At 35.7% G+C, this 21,332-nt stretch carries 16 protein-coding genes; 8 read left to right on the top strand and 8 right to left on the bottom strand.

Features of this window, described 5'->3' with window-relative positions; all coding sequences use genetic code 11:
- Positions 1-430: 430 nt before the first annotated feature.
- The 4 genes from ACSHXM_RS14815 (at position 431) to ACSHXM_RS14830 (ending at position 4,833) form a co-directional block, all read left to right on the top strand.
- Complete coding sequence (locus ACSHXM_RS14815; RefSeq protein ID WP_435689772.1) at positions 431-1,042, top strand: hypothetical protein; 612 nt, start codon at positions 431-433, stop codon at positions 1,040-1,042.
- A gap of 3 nt (positions 1,043-1,045) precedes the next feature.
- Positions 1,046-2,062, top strand: coding sequence for a hypothetical protein (locus tag ACSHXM_RS14820; RefSeq protein ID WP_435689774.1), 1,017 nt, complete (start codon positions 1,046-1,048; stop codon positions 2,060-2,062).
- A gap of 657 nt (positions 2,063-2,719) precedes the next feature.
- Positions 2,720-3,805 (top strand): hypothetical protein, encoded by a 1,086-nt coding sequence (locus ACSHXM_RS14825; protein WP_435689776.1) that lies wholly within the window; start codon positions 2,720-2,722, stop codon positions 3,803-3,805.
- A 35-nt stretch (positions 3,806-3,840) separates the two neighbouring features.
- Entirely contained in the window at positions 3,841-4,833 is a 993-nt protein-coding gene (locus tag ACSHXM_RS14830) for a hypothetical protein (protein ID WP_435689778.1), read from the top strand.
- A 327-nt stretch (positions 4,834-5,160) separates the two neighbouring features.
- Here the strand turns inward: ACSHXM_RS14830 and ACSHXM_RS14835 are convergent, their stop codons facing one another.
- The 7 genes from ACSHXM_RS14835 to ACSHXM_RS14865 form a co-directional block, all read right to left on the bottom strand.
- Positions 5,161-6,735 (bottom strand): NERD domain-containing protein, encoded by a 1,575-nt coding sequence (locus ACSHXM_RS14835; RefSeq protein WP_435689780.1) that lies wholly within the window; start codon positions 6,733-6,735, stop codon positions 5,161-5,163.
- Positions 6,732-8,213: a hypothetical protein gene (locus tag ACSHXM_RS14840; protein ID WP_435689782.1), complete on the bottom strand. Its 1,482-nt coding sequence runs from the start codon at positions 8,211-8,213 to the stop codon at positions 6,732-6,734. The genes ACSHXM_RS14835 and ACSHXM_RS14840 overlap by 4 nt, the downstream gene beginning before the upstream one ends.
- A complete protein-coding gene (locus ACSHXM_RS14845) occupies positions 8,210-9,382 on the bottom strand; it encodes an AAA family ATPase (protein WP_435689784.1) in 1,173 nt (390 codons plus the stop codon). The genes ACSHXM_RS14840 and ACSHXM_RS14845 overlap by 4 nt, the downstream gene beginning before the upstream one ends.
- Positions 9,379-11,187, bottom strand: a complete 1,809-nt coding sequence (gene drmB, locus ACSHXM_RS14850) for a DrmB family protein (RefSeq protein ID WP_435689786.1) — start codon at positions 11,185-11,187, stop codon at positions 9,379-9,381. Before drmB ends, ACSHXM_RS14845 begins: the two co-directional genes overlap by 4 nt.
- Entirely contained in the window at positions 11,180-14,545 is a 3,366-nt protein-coding gene (locus ACSHXM_RS14855; protein WP_435689788.1) for a helicase-related protein, read from the bottom strand. The genes drmB and ACSHXM_RS14855 overlap by 8 nt, the downstream gene beginning before the upstream one ends.
- Positions 14,546-14,891: 346 nt before the next feature.
- Positions 14,892-15,725: a TerB family tellurite resistance protein gene (locus tag ACSHXM_RS14860; RefSeq protein WP_435689790.1), complete on the bottom strand. Its 834-nt coding sequence runs from the start codon at positions 15,723-15,725 to the stop codon at positions 14,892-14,894.
- Positions 15,726-15,733: 8 nt separating this feature from the next.
- The gene (locus tag ACSHXM_RS14865; RefSeq protein ID WP_435689792.1) at positions 15,734-16,207 is read right to left on the bottom strand and encodes a hypothetical protein; all 474 of its coding nucleotides are present in this window, start codon (positions 16,205-16,207) and stop codon (positions 15,734-15,736) included.
- Positions 16,208-17,274: 1,067 nt separating this feature from the next.
- Here ACSHXM_RS14865 and ACSHXM_RS14870 point away from each other — a divergent pair.
- The 4 genes from ACSHXM_RS14870 (at position 17,275) to ACSHXM_RS14885 (ending at position 20,078) form a co-directional block, all read left to right on the top strand.
- A complete protein-coding gene (locus tag ACSHXM_RS14870; protein ID WP_435689794.1) occupies positions 17,275-18,471 on the top strand; it encodes a tyrosine-type recombinase/integrase in 1,197 nt (398 codons plus the stop codon).
- Positions 18,468-19,064: a hypothetical protein gene (locus ACSHXM_RS14875; RefSeq protein ID WP_435689796.1), complete on the top strand. Its 597-nt coding sequence runs from the start codon at positions 18,468-18,470 to the stop codon at positions 19,062-19,064. Before ACSHXM_RS14870 ends, ACSHXM_RS14875 begins: the two co-directional genes overlap by 4 nt.
- Before the next feature lie 91 nt (positions 19,065-19,155).
- Positions 19,156-19,401 (top strand): helix-turn-helix transcriptional regulator, encoded by a 246-nt coding sequence (locus tag ACSHXM_RS14880; RefSeq protein WP_435689798.1) that lies wholly within the window; start codon positions 19,156-19,158, stop codon positions 19,399-19,401.
- An 89-nt stretch (positions 19,402-19,490) separates the two neighbouring features.
- On the top strand, positions 19,491-20,078 hold the full coding sequence (locus tag ACSHXM_RS14885; RefSeq protein ID WP_435689800.1) for a YagK/YfjJ domain-containing protein: 588 nt from the start codon (positions 19,491-19,493) through the stop codon (positions 20,076-20,078).
- A 70-nt stretch (positions 20,079-20,148) separates the two neighbouring features.
- Here the strand turns inward: ACSHXM_RS14885 and ACSHXM_RS14890 are convergent, their stop codons facing one another.
- Complete coding sequence (locus ACSHXM_RS14890; RefSeq protein ID WP_435689802.1) at positions 20,149-20,826, bottom strand: hypothetical protein; 678 nt, start codon at positions 20,824-20,826, stop codon at positions 20,149-20,151.
- Positions 20,827-21,332: the final 506 nt, after the last annotated feature.

Here is a 21,332-nt window from a genome sequence, read left to right on the forward strand (position 1 = left end):
ATAGGCTCAGATAGCACCTCACACGTTTCTTCCCCAAGAATTTTACATGCACTTAAGTTTACTGTTTTTTCCTTCTATTGAATTAAACTATCAGCTGAACTAGCTAATTTTTCTTTTAGGTGGCATTGAGTGCTTAAAATTAAGTCTTATATATCTGCACGTTAAACTCACAACGGCGCTCAAGCATCCGCATTGCTGCACTAAATAATCGCGATAACTATTTTGACAAACACAGTTACCACCACACCGTAACAATCGAAAACTCTGAAATAATTAAACAATGCCTGGAATAAAAGAAAATCATGACTAAACTTTTTATATCACTTAAAGTGATTAAAACTCAAACAAGACAGGTAGTCTGACAGATAGGGTTATTTTACTTCGAGCGTTAGGGATTAGTGAAATTATTTTATTAAAAAGGAAAAAAGCTATGAATAAAATACAAGAGAGATTTTGGCTCGCGATAATCTTTATCGGTCAACGTGTAGTTTTAGCGTTCAGTCTTATAGGAGTCGTGTACTTCGCCGTTTGGCTTACATATCAAAAAATTATATTTGAACCGAAAATCAATGAGTTTAATTACGAAATTACGCTTTTACAAGAAAAACGAAATCCGATTGATGTCAGTTTGCAGAGCTTATTGCCAAAGATTGGATCTGTTAATGAAGAAATAGCAACACTTGAGCCCGAATTAACTATTCAACAAAGTAAAGTCGAAAAGTTAAATGAAACCGTGGAAGAAGAATGTAAAATTTTTGGTAAGATACCTAACCCAATACCTCTCCCAATAGATAGCCCTGACTGTCGCATAGCGAGAAAAATTTTAGAAGAAGATAAAGTGATATTACCTAAGATGGAAGACCAGTATGATGCATTTGTTACTTCCCAAAAAGACATGCTTGAAAATAAAGATGATTTAGAACAGCAGATTAAGGATATTAATGATGATATTGGTAAGGTCGAACAGAGTATCAGAGACTTTGAAAATAAAAATCACAACCCCTTTATTGGGCTTTACTTTCTTATATTTGGAGCAATATAGAGCGTGAGTTTCCTAAAAGTATTATTTAGCTTTATTTCTATTTTATTAATGTTTCAAGCATCGTCAAAACCATTAATTTCTAATATTGATGAACTACTAGAACATTGTGATAATAATGACACTATACGCGCAAATAAATATGGCATCACACCGGTTCAAGCAATAAGTTATGGTTTATTGATTCAAAAACTCGTTTCAACAAAAGATATGGAAGGTTTGCTTAGACTTATTAAAGGAGAGCTATCCCAAGGTCCAAGGAAATCTTTCGCAAGAAAATATCAATTTGATGAGCTTTTTTCTTCTGGTTGGCAAGAGCGTGTCCTTGATGCAACTCCTCAATGTTCTCCATATCCACCACCAGCACCAGAAGGAATCTTTGTCATTGGGGATATAACCTACAATACTAAAGGTCAAATTATAAAAATAGGTGATACTTTAGACGAAAAACCACTACTTAATAATAAATGGGTTGTAGATGCAGAATTAGTTAATCCAACCTGTTTTGTTCAAGAGTGGTGGTCTTCTCAGAATTATTACGAATTTGCAAGACAGTTTGATATTTCAGTAGAACGCTTGCGCACGGATGTGGGCCAATTGTTTGGTAATGGAATAAATGATTACACCCCAATTACTCCAGGCTGGGAACAGAAAAAGGCATCTCCTAAAACTATATCGTTAATCAACAGTCTAAAGTCGTGTAATAAGACAATTAATACCCCTGAATGGCTTGAGGGAGAAGTAGCTTTAAATGTAAACGATCAAGAAGGCAATGAATATTACAGTTACAAACTTTGGCATTCAGTGAGCCTAGAAAAATGTAGTTCACTTGCACCTTATATTGGTACTGTTTGTCTTGAGTCCTATTTTGTAGAGTTATCAAATTATGATGGAGGCTCAATAGGCTATAATAATTCCTATGGGGTTTATGGAGTATTTGATTTACCTGGATTAGGCAAAAGTATTGTACCTTTATATATTACTAAGACTGCCAATGAAGGTTTAAATTTGGTTTCACGATGACCATTAACTGTAACAACCGACCAATAGTTTTTATCGTCAATAGAATAAAGGCTGAGAACTCAATATTTCACTAAAAGAACAAACACCCCAGCTCCATTTTTCATTAAAATTATATCAGAACGATTCAAATCTAAAACAAACAGCCCCTCTGCTTTCTCATATAATATGGGAATGGAGAGGGGCTCTTTTATTATTTTTTTTCGCATTTCCGCTACACACTCCTAGATATGCAGCATGGAACTTCCATAATTCCGTAAACTTTCCGATGGTCACAAAGCGGAAAAAACAACATCAAAGTAATAAGCCATTGATTATACTAGTAATACAATACCATTCAGCTTAACTCATAATCGGCAGGTCCCCTGTTCAAGTCAGGGTCGGGCCACCATTTTTTCTTATTCAATATCTATGCTAACCACTTATTTTTCTTAAGTTATCCCCCTGAGCATTCCCAAATTAGTAGATTCAAATCCTCTGCTGCTGTAACGTTTATTTTTGGGTTTAGTGATACAAATATCAGAAAAAATTGATTGGGCTAGCAACTTTCTAAAAAATCACAGTGCTTTTAGTTGCCAATTTAACTTTTAAACTAAGAATTTGTCTTATATATAATTTTAGATAACTAATTTAAAATTAATTTTTTATAAGGAAATTCTTGTGTTATTAAAATATTCATTAACAATTCTTTTATTCATGATTGCCGGATGTGGCTCAGAATCTCAACAATCAACACCTTTATCCCCTAACACTGCTCCTTCAATTACAATAGTACAATCAGAAGATTATTTTGAAGGTGAATCTGTGCGTGTGAATTTCAATGTTTCTGATAATGATGGGGACCCAGTAACACTATCTTTAGGCGGTTCTGATGCAAACTTATTTGTTATAGATAATAATGAGTCTGCTATTTTTGCTATAACAGCATTTGATTATGAATCCCCTTCTGATGCTGATGGTAATAATTCCTATTCATTTGATCTTATCGCTAATGATGGAAAAGTGTCGTCTAAGTTAACAGTTATTTTGTCTATTAATAATATTATCGAAAATGATGAATTGAATACGAGACGTCAAATCAGTCTAGGAGACAAATTGACATACAACGCAACATACAAAGGGCTTGAAAGTTATCCTACTAGCATGTCTGGTCCGGGTAGTATGTCTATAGAATATTTACCCTTCGACAGCAATGAGCTTTTAAATACAGATGTTGAAGGAGAAGCCTTTTTACAAAAAATAACGTTTTCCTATAATGATACAACACACGAACTGAATGAAGTGGTTATACAAAAATCTGATTTTAGTTTACATACATTAGCAATATTACAATCTGATTCACAAACGTATTGCACGAACTATCAAGAGAGTTGTCTGGGTTTCATGCTTGAGCCTGCATTATATTATTCAGGTGAATATGTCAGCACCAATTTCACACACAATTTAATGACTGATGTGGATATAGTTAGGGATATTTATAGTACCTCAGGTGTGTACTCATTAGAAGTTGGCCCTTTAATGATTTTTGAAGATGACAATGGAATTAAATATGAAACCTTTGAAGTTAATACTTCTAGAGTTTTCGATGAACCTCCTCAACCTGGCCATATTAAATCTATAGTCAGTAATCTATATGTTCACCCAGGCATTGGATTACTTGGGGGAGAAATGCGACTTATTACCCATTTGGATGTAGGTAGTAGGTCTGCAGATATCCAGTTTAAGCTAACTAGTAAAAACTTCTAGTGCATCCACTAGTGATTAAAATTTAAGGACAAATCATGAAATTTATTTTGTTTTTTTTGGTGCTATTGTTAAGTGCCTGTAAAAGCACACCATCGACTCAAGCAGATATTGAGAAAAATAAAAAATCTGCTCTTGAGTTGTTAGTTAGAATTGATAAACATTATTCATGCTTAGATATAAATTCAATGAAGTTTGGAAATACATCCATATTTTCAGGCGAACAACTTGAGAGGGTTAATCAATATATTCGCGAATACAATATGACTGAAAGTCATTATAACGAACTGAAGAAAGGACAAATCAATGTTAATAAATATATAAAACATGCTCAAAGATTAAAAGGGTATGGAAAGGACGTATACTATGATTACATTCGAGAAACTGATGGCGCATTTTCAGGGGCGCAGGTACTAAGAGGACATTATTGTGAATCTTTACTTAAGGATATTAGCTCTGATGCTTATAAAAAAACATTAGACAACGTAATAAACTTCGAAGATCCCAGCTATGATGATATCAGCTCAAAAGCACTGTTAGCCCTAGGTGGCGGAATATCGAAGTTAATTCCAAGTAGCTCTACGGTAGGAGCCAAAAACAATCTAAAAAAGATAAATAACAAACTAAAATCAAAACACATTTGTCAATGCACAGCAAAAATAAATCCCTCAATATCATTAACTCATTCTGTAGTATCCAAACTCTCAACACGTTTATGTGAATCAGTAGATTCTGAAAAATTCGTTAATTTTTTAGATACTGAAATTGCTGTATATGAAGAAAAGATTAATCAACGTAATTTAGGTATTAATAGTGTAGATAAAGACAATATTATTTATCAATACAATGAAATGAAAAAAAGCAATGTGGCAGCGCATTTTAAAGAATCGCAACGTGAAAATACTCTCGTTCATTATATCTCAGAGTTATCACCTTACATTGCATCTATGAACAAAAACGATATTGATGTGAAAATGTATAATTGTGTAAAGGAATTTCAAGCTAAAAGTGAATATGGTTTATTATACTAAGGGTGTTTATTATCCCCCAAAGGCTCACTCGCATACAAACGCTGTATTACCAGCTAAATTCGAGGAAGCATATTGTTGGAACAACAAACTGTCTAGTGAAGTCTGGGAAGTCCACTGATACTGGTGCAACCAGTTACACTGTTTCACATTTCGATGATGACATGAATAAAGCGATAGAGTATCAATATGAAGGTAGTAATTTAAACTATCATGGCTACACTTTTATCTAGGTGAATCACTACCATTCATCTCAATAATAAATCTCTTAACTTAATTTCACTTGCATGGTTCTGAGTGTCATTTAGCCGTCGTAAATTTTTTATTCAATTACAAATTACACCAAACCGTTACCAACAACCCCTTTGCTCGACTCATCCCAACATAATGATTTGAATAGTCATAGTCCTCGCCAACCTCGTCAGGACTGGGTAAATCAATTAAAACAACGACATCGTTTTCCAATCCTTTAAAGTTTTTAATCTCCGAAAAGCCAATACCATTTTGTTTAGGATTCTTTATAGAATATTCATCTAACTGAATTATCTTTTTAAGCATGCTACCTGGCAGTTGACTAACTGATGATTCACTATAAGAGAATGGAGACAATACAGTAATTGATTCAGGTGAAACACCATCTTTTCTTAGCTCATCGATAACATTCAACAATTGCTTTGCAGCATCTGTTTTAGAAGTTTCTAATTCTCTAACATCAGGTCCAAAACCGGTTCCTGTGATCCCCATATCAACGCGCAGATACGATTTAATAATATCTAAAATATTAGCGGTATTTCTACAATTGCTTTTCAAGGCATGCTCCCCAATACTATTGGACTGTAAGTACTGATAAGCCTCTAAACTTGATTCCCCGACTAATCCAGTTTGATTTTCAAAATCATGAAAAATGTACCAATTTCCGTCTTCAATACCTCCCGATACGGCATTACTCAGGCCATCGATATCATCAAAATTAAACATATCTTGGCCTTCATCCACAATGAGTGAATCGAACTCATCGTAATCACTTCTTCTAATTGTCAAGTTTAAATTGTCTACGGAACAGATTATAAGATTTTTTACGCTGATTATTTCTTTTAAATAGACAGCTAGCCATTTCGATTTACAAACCAATAAAACACTTTTACCTGAAGCACTTAACCTCCTTGCCATTTCAGCAGCTAAAAAGGTTTTCCCAGTCCCAGCTCCACCTTTACAAAGCAATCTTGGAAATGATTCGAACACGTCAATATAGTTAAATTGAGATTCGGTTAACTTGACCTGTTTGTCTGCACTTTCCTCAAGCTTAATACCTAACGACTCAACATACTCGATGTTAGGTCTAAGATAATGCTTTATTTTTCTAATTGTTTCCGGGGTCAATGCATGACCTTGATTAGGCCTTTCAAACCAATACCTAAACAACTTAAGAAGCCATTTTTCAGGCGTTTTAAAATTAGATTTATCGCAAATAATTCGTCGATCGTATTCGCCGTAAACTGTGTTCCAAAAGGTATCTGGAAAAACAACACCATAACCAATGCCAAGCTTACCTTGCAGAACATTCAAACCAGCTTGCTTTAATATATCTTCGCGAACAGTAAAAATTGAACTATGCGCTTGTTTAAATGGATCTTGAATAATGTGCTTGCCAGAGTTATTAGTACTAAACCAAGTTCCCTCCTCGACGCTAATACCTCCGCCTTTTACTTCAAGCGCAAACAACCCGTACTTACTGAGTATCAGAAAATCGGCCTCTCCCGTTACTTTATATGGATGATTATGCACATTGTAGGAATGAAATACATGGCAATCTTGCAAGTCGTATAACTTTTCTAATAACCTGTAAAAAAGATTTTTTTCAGCTTTGCTGTCTGTATTGTAAGGCGCAGTCGGAACAAAACTCACTTGAGGGCCTTTATTTTATTATATGTAGCGGCATTGATACCCTTTGAAACCATAGTATCGAAGAATGCTTGCTGATTCATTACGAACTTTGGAATCAATACTCCTTTAAAAAATGGATACCCGTTTTTTATTTCATAAGAGTTAGTAGAAATTTTAGTCTCAAAACAATCAGAAATATCTAACAATTTGGCTACTCTATCGATATTGGTAAGGCCGGCACTGAAGCAGAGCTCAAACAACGTCTTAGGCCTTTTTATAGGCGTAAATTCAGTGCCAGTATTGAATCTTTTATGATAATAATTGGCCATACTGTGGCTAATAAATATAGACAAACCTTCATACTTTAAAATTTCTTCGCTGATATTCTCAAACTTAAATTTCAAGCCAAATGCCATAGCATTAAAAAGAACTCGATACTGATCAGTTTCATCAATGGGATCTAGAATCCCTGAAAGATTGTCATCGCATATGAGCTTGAATAAGAAATACAACGCATTTGACTTCCTAAAGTGCTCTAAATTAAAGCCATCAATAAAGTTACCCCTATCCTTCTTGCTCAACAGCGATTCTGCTACCTTTTGGTTTGTAGGCTCTTCATGTTGTTGCAAAAATTGAATGATAGTTGAACGGCTATCAATGTTGTTTATTCTATTTTCAGATATCAACTCATCTAAGATAAACGATATTTTGGATTGCTTACCGGTAAATGTTTCATAAAATGCATTTAACGATTTTTCGCCTGCTTTACTGCTTGTATTTATCGAAGAGCTATTAGCATCAAGTTCCTGCGGAGGTTGCTGTAGTTTCTCAAACGCATCAAAGAAATCTGTGTATTCTTTACTGCTTTTAGCCAAATAAAACAGATGTGCTAGAACACCACCAAATGCATAAACAGGATCATATTTGTCGTCGTTATACCCTGTATATTGACGCTCATAGGTCTCACTATTCATTTGAAGCGTCGCAGTTTTTTCAAAAACACTGCTTTTAACCGATATTTTTGCGGCTGCCAAAATCGGAAGCGAACTCGAATCAATAATTTTTGAAAAGCTATCTTTATGCTCTTTTTTTTCAAAAAATATCTCGGAGACAATCGAAAACGGTAACGGGCCTTGAAGCATTATTTGTTCAAAGTTGCTAGTTTCTGACGAGGCATCAATAATATCGGAGAGGTCTATTGTTGCAGCATTGCCATCTGGTTTATAAGTAACACTAGCTGACTTTATCCTCTCAAGCTCTATTGCTAAAATACAAAACTTTGCATTTTTATCTATAGAGTCTAGTGCAGCGATAGGAACCGTGTTCCTGTATAGGCATAAGGTTCCAGTGCAATCTTTCAGACCATCATCGAAAATACTGCTTCCAGGTAAAGGCATTCCTGTAGCATCCACGATAAGGCCTAATTGCATTAGAGAAGCTAAATTCTGAATATGAAGTGGTAATAGCCACGACGATTTTTTATTTTTTGATGTCTTCACAAATTTTCTCTTCGTAATAACTCATCAGCGGGTAAAAGAGGCTCAAGTTCGCATTCCTTACTTTGACTCTTAAGGAGGTATAACCTTTCTTTCGCACGGGAAGTCATCACGTACAAGCGTTTTTTTACAGAGTCTGTATCGTTATTGTTTATCTTAAGGTCATCCATAATTATGTAAACAATATCAAATTCAACGCCCTTCACTGATTTATCACATAAAACAACTACCCCGCCAATACTAAAATCTATATTAACAGCTACTTTAGATTCACCGTTACCATTAGAAAAATAGGTACTAACCTTGGTCCCTTTTTCACTTGTCTTCTTTGATATTTTTTTAAAGTAGTCTTCACGTTTCGTGTCTGTCGCTGTAATTACACCAATCAATTTTGCTGGATTTTGAATCGCAATATTACTAATTAGGTCAACAACGTCATTTACCATAGAGTATGAAAACAATACTGGAGTATCGACTGAAAAGCGCTCTGGGATCGAAGGCATTGGGGAAGAAGGGTCAGTATAAAAGTGATTAGCTAATTTTGCGATGATAGACGTATTTCTGTAATTTTCTTTTAACTCGACTATATCATCGTCTTCCAAAGCAAGAAATTTTTGAATCTCTGGGACGCTTGAGTTTGAACTGGTTATTGTTTGATTCTGATCCGCGACAATAAAAAAATTTTCAAAACCAAGGTCCCTCAATGCTTCATAGTAACCAATTGGTAAATCCTGTCCCTCATCAATTATCAAGTGAGTCATTACCGGTATCGTAATCTCTTTGTTGTCGATCCTATACTTTAATATTTCAACAATCTTCTCGTAATCTAGGTCTCGGACAGTTCCTTCGACTATCGGAAGTTTTTTCTGATCAAAGGTATCTCCTGGCATTCCGTCGTAACACATCTTCCAAAACCAACTTTCGGCAGTATTACAATTCAATAGACCATCAAATACCTGTTGTGTCGCAGTTTGCAGAACATGGTTAAAAGTCAAAAATAAATATTCAGCATTTGATTTATATTCTAGAGCTCTATGCAGCGCTACGACTGATTTACCGGTTCCAGGCGAACCAATAACTAAATATTGCCCATCTAACGCCAACTCTCTAACTGAGCGTTGCTGTGCATTCAAATCATTTATTCTAGGTAACCGAAATTCTCTCTTAATCATTTAAACTCCTGTAAAAAATCACTTAAACTTATGATATTTAAGTCATCATTTCCTTTTATAAGCGTTCGATCTAATAAAACATTTGAATAAGTGCAACTCGTTTCCGGTAGCAAAGAGCAACTATGGCAAGCAGCCTTATTCAACCAGCCAGGTCCTTGCCCTTCATGTTCACTACAAACAGGATCCAGAGAACACCAATTAGCCCTATTTAATGCATTCACCAATGTTACTGCCATTTTTTCAGGGGAAACTGATTCAGCCAACCCTCCAAGACTGCCGGCAACATCGGCGACAGCGGTATAAATTAGTATCCCGGCCATCTTATTTACTTTGCTGCTATAAATCCGTTCTTTAAGAGATGATGACGGGTATCCAGAATTTATCTCAAGTTCCCTAATTAGTAAATGAGACAATGTATGTAATAATAAGAATCTTGGGTTTATAACTAAATTATCATCAAGGTTAATTGCACTCGTCGCGTACCTTGCCTCTACCTCATTCACCCGAGCATTAATCTCAGGTCTTGACTCCCAGCTGGTCAGCCAGGATTCATCTAGAGAGATAAATACACCCTCTCCATATAACTCTATGGCTGGAAGCCAATCACTGTTGCCTAATATGTCAGGGGGCACGATTATAGGCTCTTCACCTGCAGGTGTATAACGCGAGAAACCTTCGAAAACCTTTATCTCTTTTAAACGCTTAACCGAAACCAAGTGCTTAATTAGCTTTTGCACAACTGAATGCTTAGAACTAGCAGCGGTTGATTGCCAAGCTTCAGTCATATGCTCAGTCACAAAGTCTTCATCTTCCATTAAGTCAGGTATAGGCGTAGTAAGCTCTTTATACTCATCCAAAAATAACTCTGTTGAAACTATGTTCAGTTCTTTCGGACCTGTCTCGAGTTGATTGAGCACATCCATTAAATCTTGAGCACTGCATTTATACTGAAGCGCTGCGCTATTAAGAATGCTTTTCTGCTTAAATCCAGAGTCTGCATCAGCAAACTTACTTCTTAACTGAGAATTTGTAGACACTTTACTATGCAAAGAATTCTTAAGTTGTCGCGACTCCGGAGGAATTATAAGTGCAGTGCGTGATTTTGGGCTATACGCTCTTGCATCATTAATTTGCACAGCTTCAAATAACTTAGACTTCTCCCAAGAGTCAGGTTGTCGATAAATCCATGGTTGAACGGTCTTAGTACAGTTTTTGAAATGTTTTTTTAATAAGGTCCTAGCACCTGAGTTGCATTGTGTACATTCGACACGGAACTTATCTCCCCCCAAATTTTTTACAGATATATATGGTTTGGCGTAGTTTTTTTCACACTTCATACCATCGTTATGATATGCCTTGTGCCAATCAATATCCGACAACTCACCGTTCTGGCCGATCAAGCACCATCCCGACTGTCTTAAATTGCCAGCGCAAGAACTGCATTTAGCATGCTTGATATTATTCTCTTCGCTGTAGCGGAAAATGTCCTGATGCAACAATCCACAATTTTCACAGGCGAAATTAGCAGGAAAGACCACAGAAGGGATCAGAGCACCACTTATCAAACCATTTTCAAGTTTCTGGGCAACGGGGGGGCTACAAAGCCTCTGACCGATTCCCAATGCAGAGCGAACCCGCTCTACAAAAAGTATTTCTGTTGCAGCTAAACTACCATCTCGTGTTGTCCAGTAACGCGTATCTGTAATTGCGACGCTCACATCTCGGGAATCTTTAACGATTGAGCCTACGCCAGCGTAAGAAGTGAGGTGTGATAACCTTATAGGAGTATATTGTTTCTTAGCCATTCTGATTAACTCCACGCAATACTGTTAACAGCGCTTCTTTTTCTACATTCCTCATAGAGTTCAAGGTAGCCCAAGGGATTTTATTGCTGAACGTATCTTGAATTGGAAAAATAAGATTTTCTGTCCCTTTGTCATTGGAAAAGTATACAACCTTTCTTTTTGGGTTATTTTTAATCTCAGTTTCCCATTCATTCAGGATCTTATCTATATTGTCCTCAATTGCCTTAAACTGCTGAAGGTTTAAAAGTGCTTGCTTCATTCTCTTCTTAAATATCGCTACTACAGCTTTAACTTGGCTGTCTTCCTGGGTAAATTCAGATGCCCCTGAGTTAGTCAGTAAATTACTTACACTATGCCTTAGCGCAATAATCAGTGAGGCATGAAGAGCTCGTTGACGAACTTGAAATGTGAATGGCGTTAAGCTTGATGGTTCTACAAATCGATAAAAAGACTGATGGTAAGCTTTAAAGTTTTCATAATGAGACAGGCTTCTCGCTTGAGAACGGTGGTAGTTTGTAAAAACGACACCTGGAACCTCAGCTCTTCCTACCCGGCTACTGGCCTGAATATATTCTGCTGTAGTTAAAGGTTGACCATTAATAATCATTAGCGCTAGCCTACCAACGTCTAGCCCAACCGATACCATGTTAGTCGCAAGAGCCACGTCTAAGGAATCTTTATCGCTTTTGTGCTTTGATAGTCTATTGAAAATCTCAGAGATCTCACCCGCCGTTATCTTGCTAGTCAAAGATCCAATTTGTAATTTACGAGATGAAATGTATTTTTTAAAGATTTCTTTTATTGAATTATCTTCGCCCGAACCCTCGACCGTTTTTATAGCTTCACCTTCACTCATTTGATGAAGAGCTCGGTAAGACATTGATTCTGGCTTATAGCCACTGTCATGTTGTTTTACTGACGGTCCGAGTAAATAGGATAAAATCGACTGGTTACTTTCTAATTGATTCGTTTCTTCTGCTAGCTCTTTGACAAAAGCAAGTTCTTTGCATGATCTATAATAGTCATAGGCAGTCTCATTAAATAAAGTATAGCTATTGCTGACTCCTTTTAGTGAACCGTGATAAACCAATTGCGTCCACCAAGCATCCTCAAAAATGTCATCGTTCTTAAATAAAACTTCAGGCGCTGCTAATAATGCTCCGGCAAGTGGAGCCAACGATATATTTTTTGGCAATACCGGCGCTAAAAACCCAATGTAAGTCCTACCAATCTTCTCTGATGTAGGAACATTTTTCGCAAAATATGAGTCGTCCATTCTAATTCCTGGCGGGGGGAAAATTGCCATATCCCTACCAAGCATTGCCTGAACTTGTTCAGCTGCATTTCTTATAGTGGCTGTGGAAGCAATATATTTTGCATTTATACCTTTGGCTTTTAAAATAGTATCAATAGCTACCTCATAGATACCAGCAATTGAGCCTATTTCACCAGAGATTAAATGCAGCTCGTCTTGAACAATTAACTCAGGCGGACGACAAGCTCTGTAATCAAAAAAGTGATTAGTCTTTTCTTCCCATATCAATCTTGCAAATTTATCAATTGTGGTAATTAGAAATGTTGTAGGGTTCTTATATATTGCATCATCAACCACCTGAACCGGCAGACTTCCAAGCGCATTTGCATCGCAGTCATTATTTAGACAAGAAATGGACGCACTATTTTCGTCAACAGAAAAGCTATTTGGCACAAGCTTGCCACCACACCAAGGACATTCATCAAGAACAAATTTTGTATATTCATTTTTGTTTGCGGCCTCAATAGCTTGTTTGAAGGTGTTGGGGGAAGTTGCACCTCCAACCCAAAGTCCAATTGAAAACTGCTCTTCACCTAGTTCTTGAGTATTGCTCACTCGAATTAATTCGAGAGCGCATATAATTTTTGATGCTCTTATAAACTGTTGGGCCGTTAAAAGTCTTAACGTATAGCGCATTATGACTGCCGTTCCGTGACCGGAAGATGGATATCGGAGTCGTCGATAAACAGCTAAGAATGCCATGGCACCAAGATATGCTTCAGTTTTACCACCTCCTGTAGGGAACCATATCAGGTCAACTATATCTCTAAATAAGCTGTCGTCATCAATTAAAGAGTCTATTGTCATCAACACAAAGGCTAATTGGAAAGGTCGCCAATAATAAGTAGTTTCTCTACTCTTATTCATGCCTCGCATTTGCATCAACATTGCTTGATTCATTCGACTGAACGCTTTCCAAGCCTTTTCATCATTTTGTAATGTACTAACACCCTTCAACATTCTATTTTGTGCAATAATTGCTTTACTTAAAATATCTTCAGCTGTGAGGATTTCATCTTCAGAACTTAACTTATTGCAATTTTTTTGTTCAGATATCCAACCTTTATAACCTTGAATGAAGGTCAACAATGCATCCGTGACCTCTGCTTTTCTAGTTGGATCTGACAAAAACTCAAAATTTAATACGTTCTGATCGAGCTTTTGAATTACTGTGGTCACCTGAGGGACTTCGACCTGCGGTAAAAACTCCGACCAAATTTGCTTAGGGTGTTCGGTATCTTCCTGCCAGTCGACTGATGCTCCATGTCCAATCCCATACACATGAATATCTTTATATCTAAGTTTTAGTTGTTTTTCTTCCTCAGAGAAAGAAACTCCTGTGCTTTCAGGATAATTTTGTATCTTGCCTATATCGACGTAGCATTTTAGGTTCACCTGAAACAACGTGTCTTCGTTCTCTTGTAAAGTAATTTCTCTTTGTGGCTTGTTTTGTGCGCTATCGTGCTTTTTTGAATTGGAAAGAGATACTGTAACAATAAAACCCTCTCCACTCCTTCTCCAGATACTATCGATACGAGCTTCATTATTTAAAACTGATATTTGTTCAGAATGGCTTCCTTTTATTGAAGAAGGCGAGTGAATTTCTACTTCATTTATGCCACTTTGTTCTATAAGTACCTTTTTTTTCCAAATTCGCTTAGTTTCTTGGATAAATTGCCCAGAAGCATCTCGATAGTCCTGAAGTTCATATCTATTTGCAGCGTATTCAATTCTAACCACCACAGGAGTATCAGGATTAAGTTGTTCAACATAAAAAGAAAAACCTACAGATGAGGGAGGTAAGAATCGTTTTGTTTTTATATTTGCTGCAGTAACGTTATTTTCATCGGCATTATCCGTTGCCAATTCATCATCGTCATCAATTTGTTCTTTTTCTGTTTGAGGAAAAAGATAAGCTGTTTGAAAAGCTTTGAGAGGATCTTTGCCGACTAAGAAATCTCGCTCACCGCCAATAAGCTGCGTGCGAGTCCAATTTATAAGTGCATCGCGTTTTATCCTGATTTGGCTTTCATTAATTTTCAACGAATAAGTCTCTTTGTTCTATTCGGGTATACAGCTAACTTGCTAAATCATTACATTAGCAGTCCACCTTCATCCTTGATTTATTTAACTGTCAGAAAATTTTGGAGCTACCCTATTTACTGAGATTGCTTTTGTTTCTTTCAGCACATTACCTGACAAACTTTGTAGTGGTCAAGTCATTTGGGCCAAGGGTTTATTGTACTCGCCTCTTGAGAAAACTCTTCACTTGAATCACTGCTTCAATCTTAAACTCTTTGGTATACCGTTTGCCTTTGCTCATAAACACCTCTATTTTAAGTTATATTGTAACTGCTAAAAGTGTCTAGCAAAATCTGGGAAGTCCAGTTTATTTAGGAAAAGGAATTGCAGCACTAACATCTCCTAAGACTTTTTTAACCGATTTTGTGCAAACATTAGCTTTTTCCTTCATCTTTTTACCCAATTTTAATTTAGCTGTTTCAGCAAATATAGCTTTAACTTTCTCTAAAGCTAATTCTTCCTTTTCGTCAATACGACCATCAACCTCAATGATTGCAGAAAGGAACTTTATTATTTCTGCAGACATTTCTTCAAAGTTACAATCTGGATTACTTTTTTGAAGTTCAGCAAGACTTGATGCTAACCCCTTGATACTAAAATGATGTAATTTGTCTTTAATTATAAGAATTGCTTCATCAATAAAATGTGGATCATAGCCCCATTCATTCACAAAATATTGCTTAATATATGCTTTTTCCGTTTCATCAATATTGCCATCTACAAAAGCAACTTTCAGTGCTAAAGGGGCCATTAGGTCAAATAATGCTAGTCCTAATACATCCATTGGTGTATTAATAAATTCAGGAATTACTGTTGTTTTCCCTTTAGATTTTTTGCCAACATACCTAGAAACACCGGCCCAAGCACCACCAGTTATTACAGCTGCAGCTACAACCCAACCTATAGGAGTAACCGCAGTGCCAATTCCTAATGCACCTAACACGCCGGTAGGTGCAAAAAATGTTGAGGCTACCGCCGAAGATTTGGCAATACCAATAGCTGTTCCTGCTGCTCCTAACGTATCCCAAGCTTCAGTAACTGATTTTTTTAAGCGAAGCGAAGTATATGCATCCTCACCAATAGCTAGTTTGATTTTAAAACGAATAGGATCTGCAACAATTGATTCAATATGTTCAAACATATTTATATTTACCCTTTAAGTGGGTTGAATTTCGCATTTATTTCAGCGACACGTCGAGCTAATGCTTTATCCTTAAAATCTTGAGATAAACCACTAACTAAACCTAATAAAATAGCAAGAGGAGTGAATATTGGCCCTAACACAACGCCAAGAATTGGTATTGAAGCAACCAAAAATCCTGCGATCGCACCAAAAATCATCCCAAAAGAAGCGGATGGATAATCTAAAAATAGCTGAGATACAAACTCTAAGATCTTTCGACCAATTTTTATAATTTGAGAGCCAACTCTGATAGTAGCTTTAGAAAAAGTCAATAATAGGGATTTCGCGTCAGCTGATATATCTAATCCTTCAATGATTTTTTGTGCTTTTTCTTCGGTCATATCAAATACGTCCATAGACTCAATAAATGTATCATTTACCGTACTCGTCTCTTGAGAAAACTCTTCACTTGATTCTGAGTTTTTACCTGAAACTTTCATATGTTGTTCCTTAAATTATTAATACCTTTTCGTTAAACTGCTGAGAATTTCAAGCCAGATCTCTGTATCAATAATTAGCAAAATCTGGGAATTCCAGATCAAATAACTTAATAAATATAAATTAATTACATACCTGAGAGCTTTGAATATCTATTTCACAAATCATACGATTACTATTCGTAATGGATTATCAAGACTTAAAACAATAACCTAAATTAACAGATATAATCAATGCACTATATAAGGAAAAGTCTTAGAGAGCTATCATCGTGATAAACTGAAAGATTAGAGTTGGGGCCATTTGTGAGGGATACAAAGAGAGTCCCTTGATGCTATCCCTAAGGGATACCTTAGAGTCCATTAAAGACCTATTGTTATTACCTCTTCTTATTCTTATTAAGTCCTAAAAGAAGGACATCTATTCTTATCCTCAAGGATATCTTGATAGCTTTTAATGTAACTCTGCATTAAGTTTCCCTGCTGACGGTACTCGTATTCTTTGAGTAAGTCTTTATTAGAAATAAATATCTGAGTCTATAGGCCGGCTAACCATATTTTTATTCTTCGTCTTTAAGGTTCGATGGGAACGACACTTCGCTACGCCAAAGTATCACAAGATACCTCAGATAAGCTTGTCAAATTGCAGCAATTCAAATCTGAAAACAAAAGCCCCTCTGCTTACTCATATCATATGGGTAGGTGGAGGGGCTTTTTTATTATTTTTTTCGCATTTCCGCTACACACTCCTAGATATGCAGCATGGAACTTCCATAATTCCGTAAACTTTCCGAGGGTCACAAAGCGGAAAAAACAACATCAAAGTAATAAGCCATTGATTATACTAGTAATACAATACCATTCAGCTTAACTCATAATCGGCAGGTCCCCTGTTCAAGTCAGGGTCGGGCCACCATTTCCTAATCCAGCACAGTTCATTAAATGCCATAATACCAATAAAAATCAGTATCTTATCAAAAAAACCAGTCCATTACCGTTCATTTATTATTGCTATTATTCATGATTATGAGTACTTTTATAGATACTTGTGTAACGATAAAGTGTTTATTATGCCCAGAATAGTGAAACCACTTACAGATAGTGAAATCAAAAAAGCAAATCCAAGAGACAAAGAATATTTTTTATACGATGGGAATAATTTGCGTTTGAAGGTTCTTCCTACAGGCACGAAACGGTTCATATTTAACTACAAAAGACCTTCGACATGTAAAAAAACCAATCTGACAATTGGTACCTACGGTGCAATTACACTTCATTCAGCCAGAAGTACGTGTCAGGATTACAATAAATTGCTATCACAAGGGTTGGATCCACAAATTGAAATAAACTCAGTAAAACACAGACAACAAGACACCCTGCTGTTAATTGCAAAAAGATGGAGAGAAAGAAATGTTAACTCGGTTTTGGAAGAAACCATGGCACAGAACTGGAAGAGATTAGAAAACCACCTTTTCCCAAAACTTGGTCATTATCCAATAGAAAGTATTAAACCAATGGATATTGTTAATTGCTTCGAGCCTATTGTTGATAAGGGTCAAATGCATAACATCACAAGATTATGCTCCTCTCTAAATCAGATTGTTGACTTTGCAATTATTCTTGGATTCATCCAACTCAATCCTTTCATTAGGATCAGGAGTAGTTTTCCTGCTGAAAAGGTACAGCACCACCCCACAATCCCTCCTGATGAACTTCCAGAATTATTACATATGGTAGACAACTGTTCGGCTAACCTGCAAACTAAATTAATGTTTTATTGGCAATTAATGACATTTTCCAGGCCAAAAGAAACAGCAAGTGCAAGATGGGATCAATTAGATATGAATAAATCATATTGGAAATTTTTACCTGAAGATACGAAACAGAAAAAAGAACATACTGTCTTACTTAGCAAACAATGTATTGAGATACTAAAACAGATTAAAGCGATAGCCCCAAAAAGTATGTATATATTCCCTCATATATCCAATCCTAAAAAACATGCTAGCTCTCAATCTATAAATCAACTTCTTAAACGAAATGGTTACAAAGGAAGGTTGGTGGCACATGGACTGAGAACACTTGTAAGCACAATTTTAAACGAAGAAGGTTACAATTCAGACTACATTGAGAAGGCGTTAGCTCATACAGATAAAAACTCAATCAGAAAGATATACAACAGAGCTGAATATTTGTCACAACGAAAAAAAATGATGCAATGGTTTAGCGACCTTGTCGAATCACAAAGAAGAGTTAAGTTAAAATGAACTCTTTAGATACTAAACTTATAGAATCAATAAACCCCATCATAATGAAGTCTTACGGTGATGAAAAACATATTATCTATGATGCATTATCAAAGATGTTGTTCTATTTAGATATGTACAAAGATGAACAAAAAACTGTTACGACAAATTTAGTTGATCTTCAGAAGTCGTTAAAAAAGGGTAAGTGGTTAACAGATAACAATACTAATGAAGAAGCATTTAGCAATGATGAATTAAGAGCATTTAGAGATGAATCATTAGTTCATAGCCCTGAACTATATAAACTATTTCAGAGCATGGATGGGGACCTTCAAAAATTACTTCATCTAATCAATAATGTTGTTACTGCTAGTATCAATAACTTATCACCATCAGTGAAAAATATTAATCATGAAAATCAAAAATATACTGTGGCCATATCTCATGCTTTAGAACATCTTAGTCACAACAACGCTACGATTAAAATCTCACATAACAAAAATTCTGTATTCTACAAACTGATATCTAAAACACTTCGCTTTGACGGCAATAAGTTTAGCTCTCCTGAAAGCTCGATTAAAAATGCAATAAAAATAACCTCAAATAAATTCTAGTCCTATTTTTTTAGCTGATTTTATAAATCTTTAGGACTAATTTCTAGCTAATTTTACGCACAAAATAACTGCTCTTTAAAGGAGAACAGTTATGAATATTATGAGAAAAAAAGCAGTCTTAGATCTATTTTGTATCGGCAACTCAACACTCTTTAACATGATGAATAATGAATTAATACCTCGTTCATTTAAGCTAGGTTTGAAAATCTCAGCATGGGATGAAGCTGATCTCAACTATACCTTAAAACTTTACAAGTCAGGTATGGCTACTCAACAAATACAAGCAGAAATCAGGAATATCAACAACAACAATTGTCCCCTATTTTTGACGAAATAAAAGTACCTTTCAAAGCTATAAACAAGCTCTTTATTGGCTTTTAATTTTCGTTACAAATGCAGGTAATTAATATTATCTAAGGGTAAACAATGGCGATAACGAACAGTCCTACTTTTGATGTCTTCGGTGTGAGTTGTGATATTGCAGCAGATCAAAATTATTCGTGCTATACCGACATTCTTGAACGGTTTTCATTGGTGTTTAATTGTAGTCTTCAAAGGTATAGTCGTGTGCTTTTTATACGTTGGGATTTTAAAGTGCATGAGTACACTGACTCGAATCAAGTCGTTAGTCGAATGCTAAGGAAGCTAAAGTTAAGGCTGCAACGCTGGGGAAAAGATAAGGTTCCGATAGATAATATTGGTTATGGGTGGGTCAGAGAGCTGGAGAGGTCTAAACATCAGCACTATCACCTATTCTTGTTACTTAACGGTCATAAAATAAGACACCCAGCAAATTTAAATGAATGGTTGAAGAAGTATTGCGAAAGAAACGACTTACCACATCCATACTTTCCTAAAAACGGTTATTTGTTATTAAGGAGAGGGAATGACTCTGATTTAAACATCGCATTCAAGCGGGCATCTTATCTAGCTAAGACAAGAGGAAAGGGTTACAAAGGTAAAAATTGCAAAAACTATGGGACAAGCAGAGTTACTAGGTACTCTCCAGCATGACACTGGAGGGTACTTCACGAGCGCTCTGTACACTTCTAAACAGAATTACGCAAACCTAATTAGCAGACAGCTATTGAAAGCCCTTGAGGACTCTGTAAGATATTGTAGAAGAGCTTACGTCAACTATTTCGACCTTTGCTCCCTTAAAAGCCAAAATGTTTGTTTCATTCATATCTAACTTGAAATTTCTAGTGAATGCATGCCTAGCGGAATTATTTTGAAATTCTGTATAAGTAAACTCTAATACCTTTCCGCTTTTACCCATAAACTCGATTGCTTGTTTTAAAATTGACTCATTAAAGATAAAGTCTTTCTGCTTTTTATATGAACCCAAAGGTAACCTGAAGCAATCCGAATCTAAAGTACAAAAACTTATTGCATTTTTTTGGTCAACAATCCTAAATGGATATCGATAATCACCTGCTATACCTTTTATATTGTTATATCTAGGAATATATTGACCTTCAAAATTTTCAACACATAGACTTTCATTCGCTTTCATTGTCACAACACTTTTACCTGTGACTGCCGAGGAGAATGACTCTGTATGTGAAATTAGTGGTACAATGCAATTTGCAATAAAACCAGTACCTTCAACAAACATTTGCTCACCCATATTAACAGTCGACTTTTCTCCCAATGAAGGAAAAATGGTTTTAACCGCTTGAATTCTTGATAATTGCTGATGGTTATTGCTGCACCCATTTAGTATTATGGATAATACTGTCGCTGTTAATAATCTAAACATTGTTGCTTGCCCTTAAGATTTGTTAATAAACGTTGTTTGGTCCATCTGGTCTGATTATCTGCTGCTTCAGGATAAATGTTGTACTAAAACAGTCTTCTTGTAGTCAGGATCATCACATTACACCATCCGAAAGGAACTTTATCTAAGAAATTTTCTTATGTAATTATATTTAACACGACACAAAAATATATTTTAATAAATTATGATGTTCAAAAGATTTGTTTTTAGACATATCCCTATATTCCTTTCATATAGGTTAAATCACAAACAATCAATAGATACTTAAATAGATACTAGAAAACAAAATATATCAAATAAACACTTTAAATACAAACACATACACCCTAAGTTCACATTCGGGTCGGGCCACCATTTCCACATAGTTTTTAGCGTAATTGCCTACTAACATAAAAATTCAAAACCTCATTATATGAAAATCAACTTATTATCACGGTATTTGTGTCAGATAATTTTTCATACTTGAAAAATTCAATTTATTAAAAATC

The sequence above is a fragment of the Paraglaciecola sp. genome (assembly GCF_051252315.1).
Classification (GTDB): domain Bacteria; phylum Pseudomonadota; class Gammaproteobacteria; order Enterobacterales; family Alteromonadaceae; genus Paraglaciecola.